The organism is Kitasatospora sp. NEAU-69 (genome assembly GCF_057158765.1).
This window is the reverse complement of sequence record NZ_JBWXUE010000004.1, coordinates 301,235-316,666: the sequence shown is the minus strand read 5'-3', so window position 1 is coordinate 316,666 and position 15,432 is coordinate 301,235. Positions and strand designations below refer to the sequence as shown.

The 15,432-nt window shown below is 72.1% G+C and carries 17 protein-coding genes; 6 read left to right on the top strand and 11 right to left on the bottom strand.

Translation table 11 applies throughout. The annotated features are described in order from the left end of the window. Nucleotides 1–10 precede the first annotated feature (10 nt). Nucleotides 11–964, bottom strand: a complete 954-nt coding sequence (locus AC060L_RS07325) for a methionine synthase (RefSeq protein ID WP_483797760.1) — start codon at nucleotides 962–964, stop codon at nucleotides 11–13. Between the two features lie 194 nt (nucleotides 965–1,158). Between AC060L_RS07325 and AC060L_RS07320 the strand changes: the two genes are divergently transcribed. Beyond that, nucleotides 1,159–3,564, top strand: coding sequence for an ABC transporter permease (locus tag AC060L_RS07320; RefSeq protein WP_483797715.1), 2,406 nt, complete (start codon nucleotides 1,159–1,161; stop codon nucleotides 3,562–3,564). Between the two features lie 65 nt (nucleotides 3,565–3,629). Here the strand turns inward: AC060L_RS07320 and AC060L_RS07315 are convergent, their stop codons facing one another. Then, entirely contained in the window at nucleotides 3,630–3,968 is a 339-nt protein-coding gene (locus AC060L_RS07315; protein WP_483797714.1) for a hypothetical protein, read from the bottom strand. A gap of 302 nt (nucleotides 3,969–4,270) precedes the next feature. Between AC060L_RS07315 and AC060L_RS07310 the strand changes: the two genes are divergently transcribed. The 4 genes from AC060L_RS07310 (at nucleotide 4,271) to AC060L_RS07295 (ending at nucleotide 6,128) form a co-directional block, all read left to right on the top strand. Next, the gene (locus AC060L_RS07310) at nucleotides 4,271–4,798 is read left to right on the top strand and encodes a DUF6879 family protein (RefSeq protein WP_483797713.1); all 528 of its coding nucleotides are present in this window, start codon (nucleotides 4,271–4,273) and stop codon (nucleotides 4,796–4,798) included. Between the two features lie 44 nt (nucleotides 4,799–4,842). Further along, a complete protein-coding gene (locus tag AC060L_RS07305; RefSeq protein ID WP_483797712.1) occupies nucleotides 4,843–5,055 on the top strand; it encodes a hypothetical protein in 213 nt (70 codons plus the stop codon). Between the two features lie 70 nt (nucleotides 5,056–5,125). Continuing rightward, nucleotides 5,126–5,623 (top strand): GNAT family N-acetyltransferase, encoded by a 498-nt coding sequence (locus AC060L_RS07300; RefSeq protein ID WP_483797711.1) that lies wholly within the window; start codon nucleotides 5,126–5,128, stop codon nucleotides 5,621–5,623. 13 nt (nucleotides 5,624–5,636) lie between these two features. Then, nucleotides 5,637–6,128 carry an NUDIX domain-containing protein gene (locus AC060L_RS07295; RefSeq protein WP_483797710.1) on the top strand — a complete coding sequence of 164 codons (492 nt, stop codon included), beginning with the start codon at nucleotides 5,637–5,639 and terminating at the stop codon, nucleotides 6,126–6,128. On the opposite strand, the gene AC060L_RS07290 is transcribed toward AC060L_RS07295, so the two are convergent. From AC060L_RS07290 to AC060L_RS07265, 6 genes are all read right to left on the bottom strand, one after another. Continuing rightward, complete coding sequence (locus AC060L_RS07290; protein WP_483797709.1) at nucleotides 6,083–6,787, bottom strand: NUDIX domain-containing protein; 705 nt, start codon at nucleotides 6,785–6,787, stop codon at nucleotides 6,083–6,085. The genes AC060L_RS07295 and AC060L_RS07290 overlap by 46 nt on opposite strands. Beyond that, nucleotides 6,787–8,322 carry a hypothetical protein gene (locus AC060L_RS07285; protein WP_483797708.1) on the bottom strand — a complete coding sequence of 512 codons (1,536 nt, stop codon included), beginning with the start codon at nucleotides 8,320–8,322 and terminating at the stop codon, nucleotides 6,787–6,789. The genes AC060L_RS07290 and AC060L_RS07285 overlap by 1 nt, the downstream gene beginning before the upstream one ends. A 63-nt stretch (nucleotides 8,323–8,385) precedes the next feature. Next, nucleotides 8,386–9,075: an SDR family oxidoreductase gene (locus tag AC060L_RS07280; protein ID WP_483797707.1), complete on the bottom strand. Its 690-nt coding sequence runs from the start codon at nucleotides 9,073–9,075 to the stop codon at nucleotides 8,386–8,388. 14 nt (nucleotides 9,076–9,089) lie between these two features. After that, complete coding sequence (locus AC060L_RS07275; RefSeq protein WP_483797706.1) at nucleotides 9,090–9,656, bottom strand: LOG family protein; 567 nt, start codon at nucleotides 9,654–9,656, stop codon at nucleotides 9,090–9,092. Nucleotides 9,657–9,671: 15 nt separating this feature from the next. Continuing rightward, on the bottom strand, nucleotides 9,672–10,814 hold the full coding sequence (gene mnmA, locus AC060L_RS07270; protein ID WP_483797705.1) for a tRNA 2-thiouridine(34) synthase MnmA: 1,143 nt from the start codon (nucleotides 10,812–10,814) through the stop codon (nucleotides 9,672–9,674). A gap of 75 nt (nucleotides 10,815–10,889) precedes the next feature. Further along, a complete protein-coding gene (locus AC060L_RS07265) occupies nucleotides 10,890–12,059 on the bottom strand; it encodes a cysteine desulfurase family protein (protein ID WP_483797704.1) in 1,170 nt (389 codons plus the stop codon). A gap of 205 nt (nucleotides 12,060–12,264) precedes the next feature. Here AC060L_RS07265 and AC060L_RS07260 point away from each other — a divergent pair, with 205 nt between their 5' ends. Continuing rightward, the gene (locus AC060L_RS07260) at nucleotides 12,265–13,086 is read left to right on the top strand and encodes an IclR family transcriptional regulator (protein WP_483797703.1); all 822 of its coding nucleotides are present in this window, start codon (nucleotides 12,265–12,267) and stop codon (nucleotides 13,084–13,086) included. On the opposite strand, the gene AC060L_RS07255 is transcribed toward AC060L_RS07260, so the two are convergent. The 3 genes from AC060L_RS07255 to AC060L_RS07245 form a co-directional block, all read right to left on the bottom strand. After that, the gene (locus AC060L_RS07255) at nucleotides 13,022–13,681 is read right to left on the bottom strand and encodes a trimeric intracellular cation channel family protein (protein ID WP_483797702.1); all 660 of its coding nucleotides are present in this window, start codon (nucleotides 13,679–13,681) and stop codon (nucleotides 13,022–13,024) included. The genes AC060L_RS07260 and AC060L_RS07255 overlap by 65 nt on opposite strands. A 68-nt stretch (nucleotides 13,682–13,749) precedes the next feature. Continuing rightward, a complete protein-coding gene (locus tag AC060L_RS07250) occupies nucleotides 13,750–14,157 on the bottom strand; it encodes a VOC family protein (RefSeq protein ID WP_483797701.1) in 408 nt (135 codons plus the stop codon). Between the two features lie 163 nt (nucleotides 14,158–14,320). Beyond that, nucleotides 14,321–15,403, bottom strand: a complete 1,083-nt coding sequence (locus AC060L_RS07245; RefSeq protein WP_483797700.1) for an ABC transporter ATP-binding protein — start codon at nucleotides 15,401–15,403, stop codon at nucleotides 14,321–14,323. Nucleotides 15,404–15,432 lie beyond the last annotated feature (29 nt).

The window sequence follows — 15,432 nt, the reverse complement described above, 5'->3', positions numbered from 1 at the left end:
CCTCTCACCGCTACTCCGGGTTGTCGACCAGGCTCTGGGCTCCCCTCACGCTGAGTGACAGCGCCTTGCGCGCATAGGCCGGGCTCGCGCCCGCCAGCCCGCAGGTCGGCGTCACCAGCACGCGGCGGCCCAGCAGTTCCGGATCGAGTCCGAGCCTGCGCCACAACGTCCTGACACCGGTGACATTACCGGCCGGGTCTGACAATCCTTGGTCCGTGGAAGGCACCACTCCGGCGAGCAGGACGGTGCCTGCCTCGATCGCCTCGCCGAGCACATCATCATCACGCTCCGTCAGCAAGGAGAAGTCGAGCGAGACTCCGACCGCACCGGCCCGGCGCAGCAAGGGGATTGGCACGTTCGGTGCGCAGCAGTGCACGACCACCGGCACGTCCAGCTCGGTGATCAGATCGCGCAGCGCCTGCTCGGCCCGCTGCCGGTCCACCACCCGCAGCCGCTGGAAGCCGCTCGCGGTCTTCACCTCGCCGGCCAGCACGGCGGGCAGCGAGGGCTCGTCCAGCTGGAGGACGAGCTGCGCCCCCGGCACCCGCCGGCGGACCTCCGCGAGGTGCCGGCGCAGGCCCTCGGTGAGCGATCCGGCGACGTCCCGGCAGGCGCCCGGGTCGGCCAGCGCCTTCTCGCCGTGCCGCAGTTCGACGGCGGCGGCGAGCGTCCACGGCCCGACGGCCTGGAGCTTCAGCGCGCCGGTGTACCCCTGGGTGAACTCCTCCAGCGCGTCCAGGTCCTCGCCCAGCCAGGAGTGCGCCCGCTTGGTGTCCCGCCCGGGCCGGTCGGCGAACCGCCAGCCGCTCGGCTCGACCTGTGCGAAGAGCTCGACCAGCAGCCCGAGCGAGCGCCCGATCATGTCCGCCCCCGGACCGCGGGTGGGCAGTTCGGGCAGGTGCGGCAGCTGTTCGAGCGCGCCGACGGCGGTCTTGGCGGCCTCCCGCGCGTCGGTGCCGGGCATCGAGCCGACGCCGGTGGCGGCGCCGAGCAGGTCGGGGAAACGGTGTTCGCTGGTCACGTCGCTGGTCACAGGGGCAGCGTACGCGGGCACCGGCGCGTACGCGGCCGGCCCGTACATCGCGAGGATGACCTGCGCGCGGGCTTACCTCCCCGGTCTGACGCCCCGGCCCCGGCGCTCCCCCTACCTTGACGAGCATGACCAGTGACGAGAGATCAGGACGCAGGCGGATGAGCGGCGCGGGGCTGTCCGGCGCGGTGTGGCGGGCGTCCCGCGCGGCGGTGAAGCGACGGCGGTTGCAGACGTTCATGATCGGCCTGGTCGTGCTGACCTCCACGGTCGCCCTGGTGGTGGCGCTCGGCCTGCTGGACGCCGCGTCCTCTCCGTTCGACAACACCTTCGACCAGCAGCGCGGCGCCCACGTGGTCGCCGCCTTCGATCCGGCCAAGGTCGACGACGCGCAGCTCGCGCAGACCGCCCACCGGCCGGGCGTCACGGACGCGGCCGGGCCGTTCCAGCAGGCCGTGCTCACCGTCCCGCCCAGCAGGACCGACCACACGCAGAGCTTCCTCTCCGGCTCGCTCACCGTGATCGGCCGGGCCGATCCGGGCGGGCCCGCCGACCGCGTCGACCTCTGGGCCGGGCGCTGGGTGCGCGGGCCGGGCGAGATCGTCGTGATGGAGCCGCCGGGCGCGCTCACCGGACCGGGCTTCCTGCTCGGCTACCACATCGACGTCCCCGGTGCTCCGCCGCTCACCGTGGTCGGCATCGCCTCCAGCATCAGCAAGAGCGCGAACGCCTGGGTCTCCCCCGACCAGATATCCGCGCTGCACCCGACCACCACCCAGATGCTCTACCGGTTCCAGCACGCCGGCTCGGCGGCCCAGGTGCAGGCCGGCCTCTCCTCGGCGACGGCCGGGCTGCCGTCGGGCGCGCTGCTCGGCTCGCTCTCCTACCTCACCGTCAAGCAGGACATGACGAGCACGGCCAGCGCCTACGTCCCGTTCCTGATGGGCTTCGGCATCCTCGGGCTGATCGTCGCGGTGCTGATCGTGGCGAACGTGGTCAGCGGCGCGGTCATCTCCGGCTTCCGGCACATCGGCGTGCTCAAGGCCATCGGCTTCACGCCGAACCAGGTGGTCGCGGTCTACCTGGTGATGGTGCTGACCCCCGGCACCATCGGCGCGGTGCTCGGCACCGTGCTCGGCGACCTCGCGGCGCACCCGCTGCTGCACATGGTGTTCAGCGGCTTCGACTACGGCTACTTCACCGCCACGCTCAGCCCCTGGGTGGACGTGCTGACGCTGCTCGGCATGCCCGCGATCGTGCTGCTCGCCGCGCTCGCACCGGCCCTGCGCGCCCACCGGCTCTCGGCGGCCCGCGCGATCAGCGCCGGCAGCGCGCCGGCAGCCGGCCGTGGTCTGCGGGTCCAGCGCTTCCTGGGCGGCACCCGGCTGCCGCGCGCCGTCAGCCTCGGGCTCGGCCAGCCGTTCACCCGCCCCGGCCGGACCGCGATGACGCTGGCCGCGATCGTGCTCGGCGTCACCACCGTCACGCTCGCGACCGGGCTGTCCAGCACGGTGAACTCGCTGATGACCTTCGGGAAGCCGGACGACCACCGACCGCGCACCATCGTCTACGAGGGCGAGGACGGCCTGCCCGGCATGACCGCACCGAAGCTGACCGACCCGCAGATCGACGCGAAGCTGCGCGCCATCCCCGGCGCCGACGAGGTCTCCGCCATCGCACCGATGCGGCTCAGCCTGGTCGGGGACCCGGAGTACATCCGCGGCTGGTTCGTGCGCGGCGATCCCACACTCTCCGGCGACGCGCTGGTCAAGGGCCGCTGGTGCCAGGACTCCGGCGAGGCCGTGGTCGGCGCGCCGTTCGTCCGCAAGCACGGCGTGCAGGTCGGCGACCGGCTCACGCTGCAACTGAACGGCCACCAGACGACGGTGACCATCGTCGGCGAGACCCTGTCCGCCAACTCGGACCAGGTGCAGGCCGGCTGGGGGACCTTCAGCGCGCTCGCGCCGGACGGCGCGGCCAGTCACGACGTGAACCAGTACTACGTGCGGCTGAAGCACGGCACCGACGTCAACGCCTATGACGACGCCGTCGTCGCCGCCGACCACGGACTCGAGCCGCAGGCCTTGAACTCGGCCAGCCCGAACAGCATCACCATGACCATCGCCGGCACCTCCACCATCCTCACCCTGCTGCTCGGCACGGTCGCGGCGCTCGGCGTCTTCAACACGGCCGTCCTCAACGCCCGCGAGCGCCGCCGCGACCTCGGCATGCTGAAGTCGATCGGCATGACGCCGCGCCAGGTGACGGTGATGGTGGTGACCTCGATGGCCGCCCTGGGCGTGGTCGGCGGACTGCTCGGCGTCCCGCTCGGGATGGCGGCGCACCGGGTGATCGTCCCGCAGATGACGGACGCGGTGGGCTACGCGCTCCCGGCGAGCGTGATGGACGTATGGCACCCGCTGCTGCTGGCCCTGATGGCCCTGGCGGGCGTCGCGATCGCGGTCCTCGGCGCCCTGCTCCCGGCCCGCTCGGCAGCCCGCCTCACGATCGCGGAGGTCCTGCGGAGCGAGTAGCGGTCTGCTCGACTTGGTTGATCACGGAGGCCCGCTACGGAATTCGTGGCGGGCCTCCGGCCGGCCTACCGCTGTTCAGCAGTGAACCGCTCCAGGGTGGGGAAGGCACCGGTGTCGATCGTGTTGCCCGACTCGCACTGATCGAGTCCCATCGCGAAAAGGGCGCGCCGGTACTGCCACTTGATCTGTTTGTCATGCCGTGCGGGGTCGGTGGGCCGCATGAGGGCGAGGAAGAAGAAGCACTTGACCAGCAGGAAGTCACCCAGGTGCTCGCTGACCCGCTGCCCGGTCAGGGACGCGGCGGTCTCGTCGAGTGCGGCGGTGTAGGCGGCGCGCTGTTCCGGGGTGATCGTGTAGCCCTTGCCCTTGCCCTTGCCCCGACGAACTGCCAGTTGCCCATCCATCCATCTTTCCGCAGCGCCGAGTTGGGGTGGAGCAAGCGCGGCTGCACCGCACGGGGACTGGGTGAACACCCCGGACTGCCTACCGCCTGCCGCTGGGGCGGACAGGAGCCCGACGCTCCGCCGCAACGCTCCCGTGCGCCGTTGACGGTCCGCCACGTGCGAAACGGTGACGCAAGAACGCGCAACCGACTCGACAATCGACGGCACGGACTGGGTCGCCGGCCACGACCGGGGGATCCCCGAGCACGAGACCGTGATCCGAATCCCGGCACGGATGGTGCCGATCTTGAGGAAGGCGTGCGATGACGCAGAACGTGCCGGACTTCAATGAGTTGCTGAACGGTGCCCAACGCACAGCGGTGCATCTGGAGATGCGTGACTCCTACGGTGTCGGCGACGAGGCCGAGGACTTCGAGACGTTCAAGCGGACCGGCATCCACCCCGACGCGGATCCCGTATCGGCCGACTGGGGCGGCTGGGTGCCGCTGGTCCGGAAGACCGTTGCCCGTGGTGTGGTCATGCGCCGGGCCCGCATCGTCTCCGAGCCGGTGACCGACTACATCCGATTCGAGCACGCCGGAACCGCCGTGAACGTGGCGGCCGGGGAGCTGGTCCGCTGGCTTCCCCGCTCGCAGGCCTCCGATATCGCGCTGCCCGGCAACGACTTCTGGCTCGTCGACAGCCGGCTGGTGCTGTTCCACTTCTTCACCGGCGATGGCGACTGGGCCGGGCACGCGTTCACCGAGGACCCCGCCGCAGTGCGGCTCTGTGAATCGGCGTTCGACGCCGTTTGGGAGCGTGGCGTCCCGCACGACAAGTACACCGTCTGAGCCACCGAGCAGACAGCCCATGCCCACGAGTGCGGCATCGGGCGATGCTCGGCGAATGGAAGCTGGCCGCCGGACGACTGGAAGAGGCCTGTCAGAGCTGGCAGTTGATGCTCGACGACTATCCGCATGTGCAGTCCGGGCGGGCCGACGACCGGTTTCGGGCGATGCTCTCGGCGATCCGCCCGCACGCTGGGAATCCGCACGTCCGGGAGCTGGAGGAACGGGCGCGGCTGTTGGCTGCCGGCCGTACGGTCTGACTGGGAAGTCGGCCTGCGCGCGCCGAATTTCGGTGGGCGGGGCGGCCGGAGAGTTGTAGCCTCGGCGCTTATGAGTTGGCTGCCGGACGACTTCGTCCACCCCGTCCACGTGCCCGTACCGGACACCGCGCTTCACCTGCGGCCGATCCGGGAGGCGGACACCCCGATCGACTACCCGGCCGTGATGGGCTCCCGGGAGCGCCTGTGGGAGATCTTCGGCCCGGCCTGGGGCTGGCCCGCGGAGACGATGACCTACGAGGCGGACCGCATCGACCTGCTGCGGCACGAGAAGGAGATCGCCGCGCACCAGTCGTTCAACTACGCGCTGCTGGACGAGCAGGAGACGGCGATCCTCGGCTGCGTCTACATCGACCCGCCCGAGCGCGCCGGGGCCGACGGGGAGATCTCCTGGTGGGTGGTGGACGAGCTCGCCGGCGGCGAGGTGGAGCGCGCGCTCGACGTGTTCGTGCCGCAGTGGATCAGCGCCGACTGGCCGTTCCGGCAGCCCCGTTACCTGGGCCGCGACATCAGCTGGCAGGACTGGCTCGCGCTGCCGCCCGCCTCGTGAAGGCCGAAGAGTTATGGGCCCGAAGGAAGGACAGCACATCTTGATGTCAGCAACGGAGCCGATGACTCTCCTCGTTGCCGCAGTCATCGTGCACGACCGGGAGACCGACCGCGTGGTGCTCATCCAACGCGGGCCGAAGGCGAAGTTCGGGCAGGGGCTGTGGGACCTGCCGGTCGGGAAGAGTGAGCCGGGTGAGCCGATCACCGTGACGGCTGTCCGGGAGCTGGAGGAGGAGACCGGGTTGATCGTGGCGCCCGAGGCGCTGCGGCTCGCTCAGGTGATCCATGGGGCGCGTGGGGTCGAGGCGCCGAACGGGTTTCTGACCGTCGTCTTCGCCGCCGACGCATGGTCGGGGGAACTGGTCAACCGGGAGCCCGAGAAGCATGCCGAGGTCGCGTGGGTGCCCGCCCGTGCGCTCCCGGCGGAGCTGGTGCCCACGGTGGACAGCACGATCAGGTCCTACCTGGACGGCGTACCCGGGGTGACGTTCCACGCCTGGCTCTGAAAGAGCCCGGCCAGGCGGGCGCGGTAGAGGACGGCCAGGGTGAAGCCGCAGGTGATCCGGCCGTCCGCGACGCGGCGTTCCGCCTCGGCGAACGGGAGGCGGACGGCGCGGCGGATGCCCTCGGCCCGCTCGACCTCGCCGAAGCCGGAGACTCGGGCCGCGTAGAGCCGGACGCTGCCGCCGGACAGGCCGGTGTCGGGGTACAGGGTGCCGAGCGGGATCAACTCGTCCGCCTCGGCGTCGAGTTCCTCGGCGAGCTCGCGGCGGGCGTTCTGCTCGTCGGAGCAGTCGGCCTCGCCGCCGCCCCGGGGGGCCTCCAGGTGCCAGGAGCGGGTGGGGTGGCGGTAGTGGTCGAGGAGGATCACGTCGCCGTCGGCGAGGATCGGCAGTACGACAGCACCCGGGACTCCCGCTGTCGGCAGGATCCGCAGGTGCAGGCCGAGGCCGCCGCCGGGGAAGCGGACCGGGTCGCGGACCAGGGTGACGTACGGATCGGCGTAGACGACGCCGAGTTGGGCCGCCGCCACCGGCGCGGGCGGCACGGCGCGCACGGCGGCCGCGATCTCGGCGGGGTCGGTGAGGATCTCGATGCCGTCCGGGTCGCCACGAAACAACTCGGGCCGGTGGAGACGCAGTTGCGCGTAGCGGTCCGGGCCCATCAGGCGGGCCGGCCGGGCTCGGTCAGTTCGGCGGTACGGGCTGCGCGGGCGAGTTCGGGCTGCTCCTGGCAACCGGCCGACCGGAGTTCGGCGATCAGCTTCTCCCACTGGCGCTGCCCGTTGCCCGGGAAGCGGCCTTCGAGCAGGCGCAGGCCGGCGCCGAGGCGGGCCTGTTCCGCGCGGCCGACCTGACGGTTGATCACCATGCGCAGCACGACCGGCGCGGCCTTGGTGGCGAACGAGCTGCCGACGTCACCGAGGATCGTGAAGACCGGGTTGGGGCCGAGCAGCACGCGCACCGAGGCGGTGGCCACGTCGATGAAGAGCTCGACCTTCGGCGTCCACCGGGCCAGCTTCGCGGCGACCTTGCGCCGGGCCGCCCGTGCACTCGCCTCGCTGAGCATCGCGACATAGCTGGCGACCACCGCCGGTGCGCCGCGTTCCGGGTCGGCGAAGTGCAGCGGGTCGGCGAGTTCGGGGTCGGCCAACAGGCCCTGGAGCGTGCTCAGGTAGCGCCGCCACTGCTCGGTGTCGCGCAGCGCCAGCACGTCGGCCAGCTCCAACTCGGCGAAGGAGTCGAGGAAGAGGCCCTCCTGGACGACGTCGAACGCGGTGCGCCGGACGATCTCGACCAGCTGCTCGGGCGACAGCTCGGCGCCCGGCGCCTGCCGCTTCAGGTGCCACTCCTGCAGCGCGGTGCGCGGCGCCGCGCCCTGCGGGGTGAGCGCGTAGGCGCCGAGCCGGTCGGCCAGGTTGACGTTGTAGGCGAGGTCGATGACCTGCTTGATCTCAGCCCCGAAGGCCCGCTGCCGGTCGTAGCTGCGGTCGGCGGGGTTGGTCCCGGCCGCCACGACGAACTCCCGGTAGAGCGCGTCGCGCAGCACCAGGCCGCTGCGCCGGATCTCGGCCTGGCAGAAGTCCGCTACGTCGAGCAGCCGTTCGCGCAGTGCCTCGCCGCCGGATGCCGGGATGTCCAGCGCCCGGGAGAGCGCGGGGACGTCGATCAGGCCCAGGTTGTGCGCGTAGCGGGAGAACTCGACGCCCAGCGCCCGCGCCTCGGTGGCGTTCGCCTGCTCGTCCCAGTCGAGGCGCAGGCAGGTCATCCGGACCTCCTGGGCGACCTGCACCCAGTCCGGCCAGACCTGTTCGGCCTCGTGCCGCCCGAACTCCGGCTCCTGGACCGGCGAGGACTCGTTCCACAGGAAAGGGACCAGCACGCCGTCCGCGAGCAACTTCTTGAAGGCGTCGCGGCCGGGCGACTTCCTCCGGTAGTCCGTGGAGACTGCCGAATTGTTGTACAGGTAGGCCCGGTTGACCACGACCTGCTCGGCGTTGATCAGCGCCCGGATGTACTCCGCCCGGATCCGGCCCGCCTGGCTGCGCAGCGCGGCCCCGCGCGAGGTGCTGCCGTCCCAGATGCCGCGCACCTCGCGGGTGGCCAGCCACTGGTTGTCCAGCGCCTGGGCGACCACCGGCACGGCGCGCAGCCCCTCCGGCCTGACCCGCTCGAACTCGACGTTGGCCTCGACGGACATGTCCCTCCCCCAAGCGACACTGCGAACGACTCTGCGGCGGACCGGGTCCGCCGCAGAATCACCCTAGCGTCCGGGGCGCACCGTGATCTCGGTAATCTCCGCATCGCGCGGCAGATCCAGCGCGGTCAGCACCGCCGTGGCGACCGAGGACGGCGCGATCCAGCGCTCGTTCTCGTACGCCTTGCCCTCCTGCTGGTGCACCTTCTCCTGCATCGGGGTCGCCGTGCGGCCCGGGTAGACCGTGGTCACCCGGACGCCGGCCGCGTGCTCCTCGTGGCGCAGCGAGTCGGCGAGCGCGCGCAGGCCGAACTTGCTGGCGGCGTACGAGCCCCACTCGGCGTGCGCGGCCAGGCCCGCACCGGAGTTGACGAAGACCACGTGACCGCGGGCCATCCGCAGCTGCGGCAGCATCAGGCGGGTCAGCTCGGCGGGCGCGACCAGGTTGACCGCCAGCGTCTCGTTCCAGACCTTGACCGGCGTCTCGCCGACCGGGCCGAGCTCGACCATGCCGGCGACGTGCAGCAGCGAGTCGAGCTGCAGCGGCGGGCTCTGGTGGCCCAGGGCCCAGGAGAGCTTGGCCGGCTCGGCCAGGTCGCCGATCAGGGTCTGCGCGGTCGGGAAGCGCTCACGGAGCTGGGCGGCGCGCCGGGCGTCGCGGGCCAGCAGCCAGAGCTCGTCGCCACGGGCCGCGAGCTGCTCGGCGACGACGGCGCCGATGCCGGAGCCGGCGCCGGTGAGGAGGTGGGTAGCCATCGATGAACGTCCCGTCAGGAGGAAGCGGAGGAGGCCGAGGAGGCCGAGGAGGGGGCGGCAGCGGCGAGGTGGGTGAAGACCTCGGCGGGGGTGTCGGCGAAGCTGATCAGCTCGGCGAGCGGGCGCGGCAGGAAGCCCTCGGCGTCCATCCGGGCGAGCTGGGTGCGCAGCCCGTCGTAGAAGCCCTCGGTGTCCAGGAAGACGACCGGCTTGCCGTGCAGGTTGTGCTTCTTGAGCTCCAGCACCTCGGTGACCTCGTCCAGCGTGCCGAGGCCGCCGACCAGCACGACGACCGCGTCCGCGCGGGCCAGCAGCTGGGCCTTGCGCTCGGCCAGGTCGCGGGTCATCACCAGCTCGTCGGCACCCGGGTAGCCCTTGTGCGCGAGCAGCTCGACCAGGATCCCGACGAGCTTGCCGCCGGCCGCCTTGACCTCGTCGGCGAGCAGGCCCATCAGGCCGGCGTTGGAGCCGCCCCAGACCAGGGTGTGGCCGCCGGCGCCGAGCAGGCGGGCGAACTCGGCGGCCGGGGCGGTGTAGCGCTCGTCGAGCGAGTAGGCGGAGCAGAAGACCGTGATGTTCATAGTTGAAGAGACTAATCAGACCTCGGTGACGGCCCGACGCTCGGTCGACGCGATCGTCGCCGAGCCGACCACGCGCGTGCCGTCGTACAGCACCACCGCCTGCCCCGGCGCAATGCCGCGCGCCGGCTGGTCGAGCTGCACCCGCAGCTCGCCGTCCACGACCGACGCGCTGACCGGGATCTCCTCGCCGTGCGCGCGCAGCTGCGCGGTGTAGCGCCCGTCCGCCGCCGGCACCGCGCCGCACCAGCGCGGCCGGATCGCGGTGAGCCCGAGCACGTCCAGCCCCTCCACCGGGCCGACCGTCACGGTGTTGTTCACCGGCGAGATGTCCAGCACGTAGCGCGGCTTGCCGTCCGCCGCCGGGCGGCCGATCCGCAGGCCCTTGCGCTGGCCGATGGTGAAGCCGTACGCACCGTCGTGCTCGCCGACCTTGACGCCCTCGGTGTCCACGATGTCGCCGGTCGCGGTGCCCAGGTGCCTGGCCAGGAAGCCCTGGGTGTCGCCGTCGGCGATGAAGCAGATGTCGTGGCTGTCCGGCTTCTTCGCGACCGCCAGGCCGCGCTGCTCGGCCTCGACGCGGATCGCGTCCTTCGTGGTGTCGCCGAGCGGGAAGAGCGAGTGCGCGAGCTGCTCGGCGTCCAGCACCCCGAGTACGTACGACTGGTCCTTGGCGGCATCCACCGCCCGGTGCAACTCGCGGCCACCGCCGGGCAGTTCGACGATCCGCGCATAGTGCCCGGTGCACACCGCGTCGAAGCCCAGCGCGATCGCCTTGTCCAGCAGCGCGGCGAACTTGATCTTCTCGTTGCAGCGCAGGCACGGGTTCGGCGTGCGGCCGGCCGCGTACTCGGCGACGAAGTCGTCGATCACGTCCTCGCGGAACCGCTCGGCGAGGTCCCAGACGTAGAACGGGATGCCGATCACGTCGGCGGCGCGCCGGGCGTCGCGGGAGTCCTCGATCGTGCAGCAGCCGCGGGCGCCGGTGCGGAACGACTGCGGGTTGGACGAGAGCGCCAGGTGCACGCCGGTGACTTCGTGCCCGGCTTCGGCCGCGCGGGCAGCGGCGACGGCGGAGTCGACGCCGCCGGACATCGCGGCGAGGACGCGCAGACGGGAGCCGGTGGACCGGCCGGTCGGGGCACCAGGGAAGTCAGTCATAGTCCCCCCAGCGTACGCGGGCGCGCGCGGAGTCAGCGCTGCCCGGCCGTGGAGCCGGCGCTGCCCGGCGTCGGATCAGCGCTGCCCGGCGTTGCGGGCCCGGTCCACCACCGGCCCGATCGCCTCCGCGAGCGCGTCCACGTCCGCCTTGCTGGACGGGTGGCCGAGCGAGAAGCGCAGCGAGGAACGGGCGAGGCGCGGCGTCGCGCCGATCGCCAGCAGCACGTGGCTCGGCTGCGGCACCCCCGCCGAGCAGGCCGACCCGGTGGAGACCTCGATGCCGGCCGCGTCGAGCAGCATCAGCAGCGCGTCGCCCTCGCAGCCGGGGAACGAGAAGTGCGCGTTGGCCGGGAGTCGGCCGAGATCGTTCGGGTCGCCGTTCAGCACGGCGTCCGGAACGGCGGCCAGCACCCGGGCGATCAGGTCGTCACGCAGCGCGCTCAGCGCGACGGCGTGCTCCTCGCGGCGGGCCACCGCGAGCTCGGCGGCGACGGCGAACCCGGCGGCGGCCGGCACGTCCAGCGTCCCGGAGCGCACGTCGCGCTCCTGGCCGCCGCCGTGCAGCAGGGGGACCGGCGCGACCCCGCGGGAGAGCAGCAGCGCGCCGACGCCGTACGGGCCGCCGATCTTGTGCCCGGTGACGGTCAGCGCGTCCAGCCCGGAGTCCGCGAAGGAGACCGGCACCTGACCCAGCGCCTGCACCGCGTCGGCGTGCATCGGGATCCCGAACTCGCGCGCGATGGCCGACAGTTCGGTGATCGGCTGGAGCGTGCCGATCTCGTTGTTGGCCCACATCACGGTGATCAGCGCGACCGAGGCCGGATCGCTCTCGATCGCCGCGCGCAGCGCCTGCGGGTGCACCCGGCCGTAGCCGTCCACCGGCAGGTACTCGACGGCGGCGCCCTCGTGCTCGGCGAGCCAGTGCACCGCGTCCAGCACCGCATGGTGCTCGACCGGGCTGCACAGCACCCGCACCCGCGCCGGATCGGCGTCCCGCCGGGCCCAGTACAGGCCCTTGACGGCGAGGTTGTCCGACTCGGTACCGCCGGCGGTGAAGACGATCTCGCTCGGCCGGGCACCCAGCGAGGCGGCGAGCGACTCGCGGGACTCCTCTATCACGCGGCGGGCCCGGCGGCCGGCGGCGTGCAGGGAGGAGGCGTTGCCGGTGGCACCCAGGTGCGCCGTCATCGCGGCGATCGCCTCGGGGAGCATCGGGGTGGTGGCCGCATGGTCGAGGTATGGCATGGCGCTGTTAAGTGTAGGCGTCCCGATCACCGGCTTCGGCCCCAGGCCCGGCTACGGCCCGGCGATAGTCACGATTTGGCCATTGCACGGTGTGCAACGCACAGCTAGCCTCGCCGCTCTGGCGACTGGACCGACCGACAGCACGGGCGCCGCGACGCCGCCCACCATCTGCCGGTCGGTCTCACCTATCGGGGAGGTACGGGCTATGTCGCAGACCGTTGACCGGGCGCTGACGATCCTGGCCTCGCTGGGCGACGGCCCGGCCTCGCTGGAGCAGGCCGCGAAGAGGATCGGCGTCCACAAGTCCACCGCCCTGCGGCTGCTGCGCACGCTGGAGGAGCACGGCTTCGTGCACCGCCAGTCCGACCACCGCTACCGGCTCGGCGGCCGGCTGCTCTCGCTCGCCCACTCCGCGCTGGAGGGCATCGACGTCCGCCAGGTCTCCGCGCCCTACCTGGCCTCGCTCAACGAGCGCTACGGCCACACCGTGCACCTCGCGGTGCTGGAGGGCCCCGAGGTGCTCTACGTGGACAAGGTCGAGGCCCGCTATCCGACCGACTCGCGCTGCTGGCTCGGCCCGGCCTCCGGGATCGGCCGGCGGGCGCCCGCCGCGGCGACCGCGACCGGGCGGGTGCTGCTGGCCGACCTGAGCGAGGATCAGCTGACCGCGGCGCTGGACGACATGGAGTTCCCGGCCCGCACGCCGCGCAGCCTGCGCTCGGCCGGCGAACTGCGCGGCGAGCTGACCGCGGTGAGCCGGCAGGGCTGGGCGCTGGACCAGGCCGAGTACGAGGAGGCGGTGAACTGCCTGGCCGCGCCGATCAAGGACAGCGAGGGCAAGGCTATCGCCGCCTGCGCGATCTCCGCCCCGGTCGCCACGGCCGCGGTGGGCGAGCTGAGCCGGCTGCTGCCGGAGCTGCTCTGCACGGTGGAGGCGATCTCGCTGGCCTACGGCGGCTCGCCTACTCCTCGCTGGTGCGAGAACCGTTGCGGTGCCAAGCACGCGGTGCGCGCCAGCCATACTTGAGCGCCAGCATCCGCAGCGCGAACGCGATCATCGCGGCGCTGCTCGCGGTGATCGTGGTCAGGTGGCCGATGGCGATCAGCACGGCCACCAGCGTGGCGCCGACCAGGGCCGGCACGGCGTAGATCTCGCGGTCCCAGCGCAGCAGCGAGGGCGTCTCCATCGCGAGCACGTCGCGGATCACGCCACCGCCGGCCGCGGTCAGCATGCCGAGCGCGACCGAGGCGACCGAGCCGAGCCCGTAGTCGTGCGCCTTCGCGGTGCCGGTCACGCAGAAGAGCCCGAGCCCGAGCGCGTCCAGCGTCTGCATGCTGCGGTTGATCCGCTCCACCTCGGGGTGCAGGAAGAACACCACGATGCCGGCCACCAGCGGCGTCAGGAAGTACCCGAGGTTGGTGAACGCGACCGGCGGGGTGGCCCCGATCAGCAGGTCGCGCACGATGCCGCCGCCGAGCGCGGTGGCCTCGGCCAGGACGCAGATGCCGAAGATGTCCATGTTCTTGCGGACGGCGAGCAGTCCACCGGAGACGGCGAAGACGAAGATGCCGACCAGGTCGAGGGTCTGCTGTACATCGGGCGAGAAAATCTGCGAGGTCACCGAACTAGTGTGCCCTTCGACCGAGGCCACCCCGCCTCACGTCTCACCCGCGCACCGGGTTGCCTGTGCTATTTCCCCCAGCTGCGCGAGGAGAGCACCAGCCGGTAGCCGTCCGGGTCGCGCAGCGTGACGCCCCACTCGTCCCAGTACGGGTTGTGCGCCGCCACCCGCTCGCCGCCGTGCCGCTCGATCCGGGCGACCAGCTCGGCCGGCACCGGCTCGCCGAGGTAGACCACCACCAGGTCCTCCGGGCCGGGCCGCGAGACGGCGGCCTGCTCGGGGTCGTCCACCAGCTCCAGGTGCCAGGCGGCGTCCGGCCAGCCGGCCATCACGAGCGAGTGGTCGCCGACCGCGCCGGTGCCGCTGTGGCGCCAGAGCACGTCGAGGCCCAGGCCCTCGACCCAGAACCGCTCGATGGCGGCGAGGTCGGCGCTGGGACGGGCGATCCGCAGGTGGGCCTGGGCATTGGCGGGCATGGCACTGTCCCCTCGTCGGGCGATCGACTGATCATGCGACCAGTCGATCTTCACCGTAACGAGGGGACAGTCGGCCCGGATCGGGCGAACGACCTAGGCCGGCAGCCGTCCCGCAGTCCTAGGGCCGCTTGACCTAGGACCGCTTGACCTAGGACCGCTTGGCCTAGGACCGCTTGGTCTGCGCGGGCACCTGGCCCTCCGGCGTACCGGCGCCGTCGCCGTCGCCCTCGGGGAAGTGGCACGCCGCCTGGTGCCCCGGTCGCAGCTCCAGCAGCGGCGGCTCCTGCGCCGCGCAGATGTCCTGCGCCTTCCAGCAGCGGGTCCGGAACCGGCAACCGCTCGGCGGGTTGATCGGCGAGGGCACGTCGCCGGTCAGCAGGATCCGCTCCCGGCGCTCCTTGCGACGCGGGTCGGGCACCGGCACGGCCGACATCAGCGCGGTCGTGTACGGGTGCGCCGGCCGGGCGTAGAGCGAGTCCCGGTCGGCGATCTCGACGATCTTGCCCAGGTACATCACCGCGACCCGGTCCGAGACGTGCCGGACCACCGAGAGGTCGTGCGCGATGATCAGGTAGGTCAGGCCGAGCTCCTTCTGCAGGTCGTCGAGCAGGTTGACGACCTGGGCCTGGATCGAGACGTCGAGCGCGGAGACCGGCTCGTCCGCCACGATCATCTTCGGCCGCAGCGCGAGCGCCCGGGCGATCCCGATCCGCTGGCGCTGACCGCCGGAGAACTCGTGCGGGTAGCGGTTGTAGTGCTCGGGGCTGAGCCCGCACAGCTCCAGCAGCTCCTGGACCGTCTTCTTGATGCCGCCCTCGGTGGCCACCTTCTGCAGCCGGAACGGCGCACCGACGATCGTGCCGACCGTGTGCCGCGGGTTCAGCGAGGAGTACGGGTCCTGGAAGATGATCTGCAGGTCCTTGCGCAGCGGCCGCATCGCCCCGGTGCCCAGGTGGGTGATGTCGGTGCCGTTGAACTCGACCTTGCCGCCGGTCGGTTCGTCGAGCCGGGTGATCAGCCGGCCCATCGTGGACTTGCCGCAGCCGGACTCCCCCACCACGCCGAGCGTCTCACCCGGGCGCACCGAGAAGGAGAGGCCGTCCACCGCCCGGACGGCGCCCGACTGGCGTCGCAGCAGGCCCTTGGTGATCGGGAAGTGCCGCTCCAGGTCGGTGACGCGCAGCAGCGGTTCACGGTCGGCGGCGGGTGCGGGTGCGGGTGCGGCCTTGGCCTGTGTGTCCGTCATGATGCTCAGATCTCCATGGTGTTCACAGC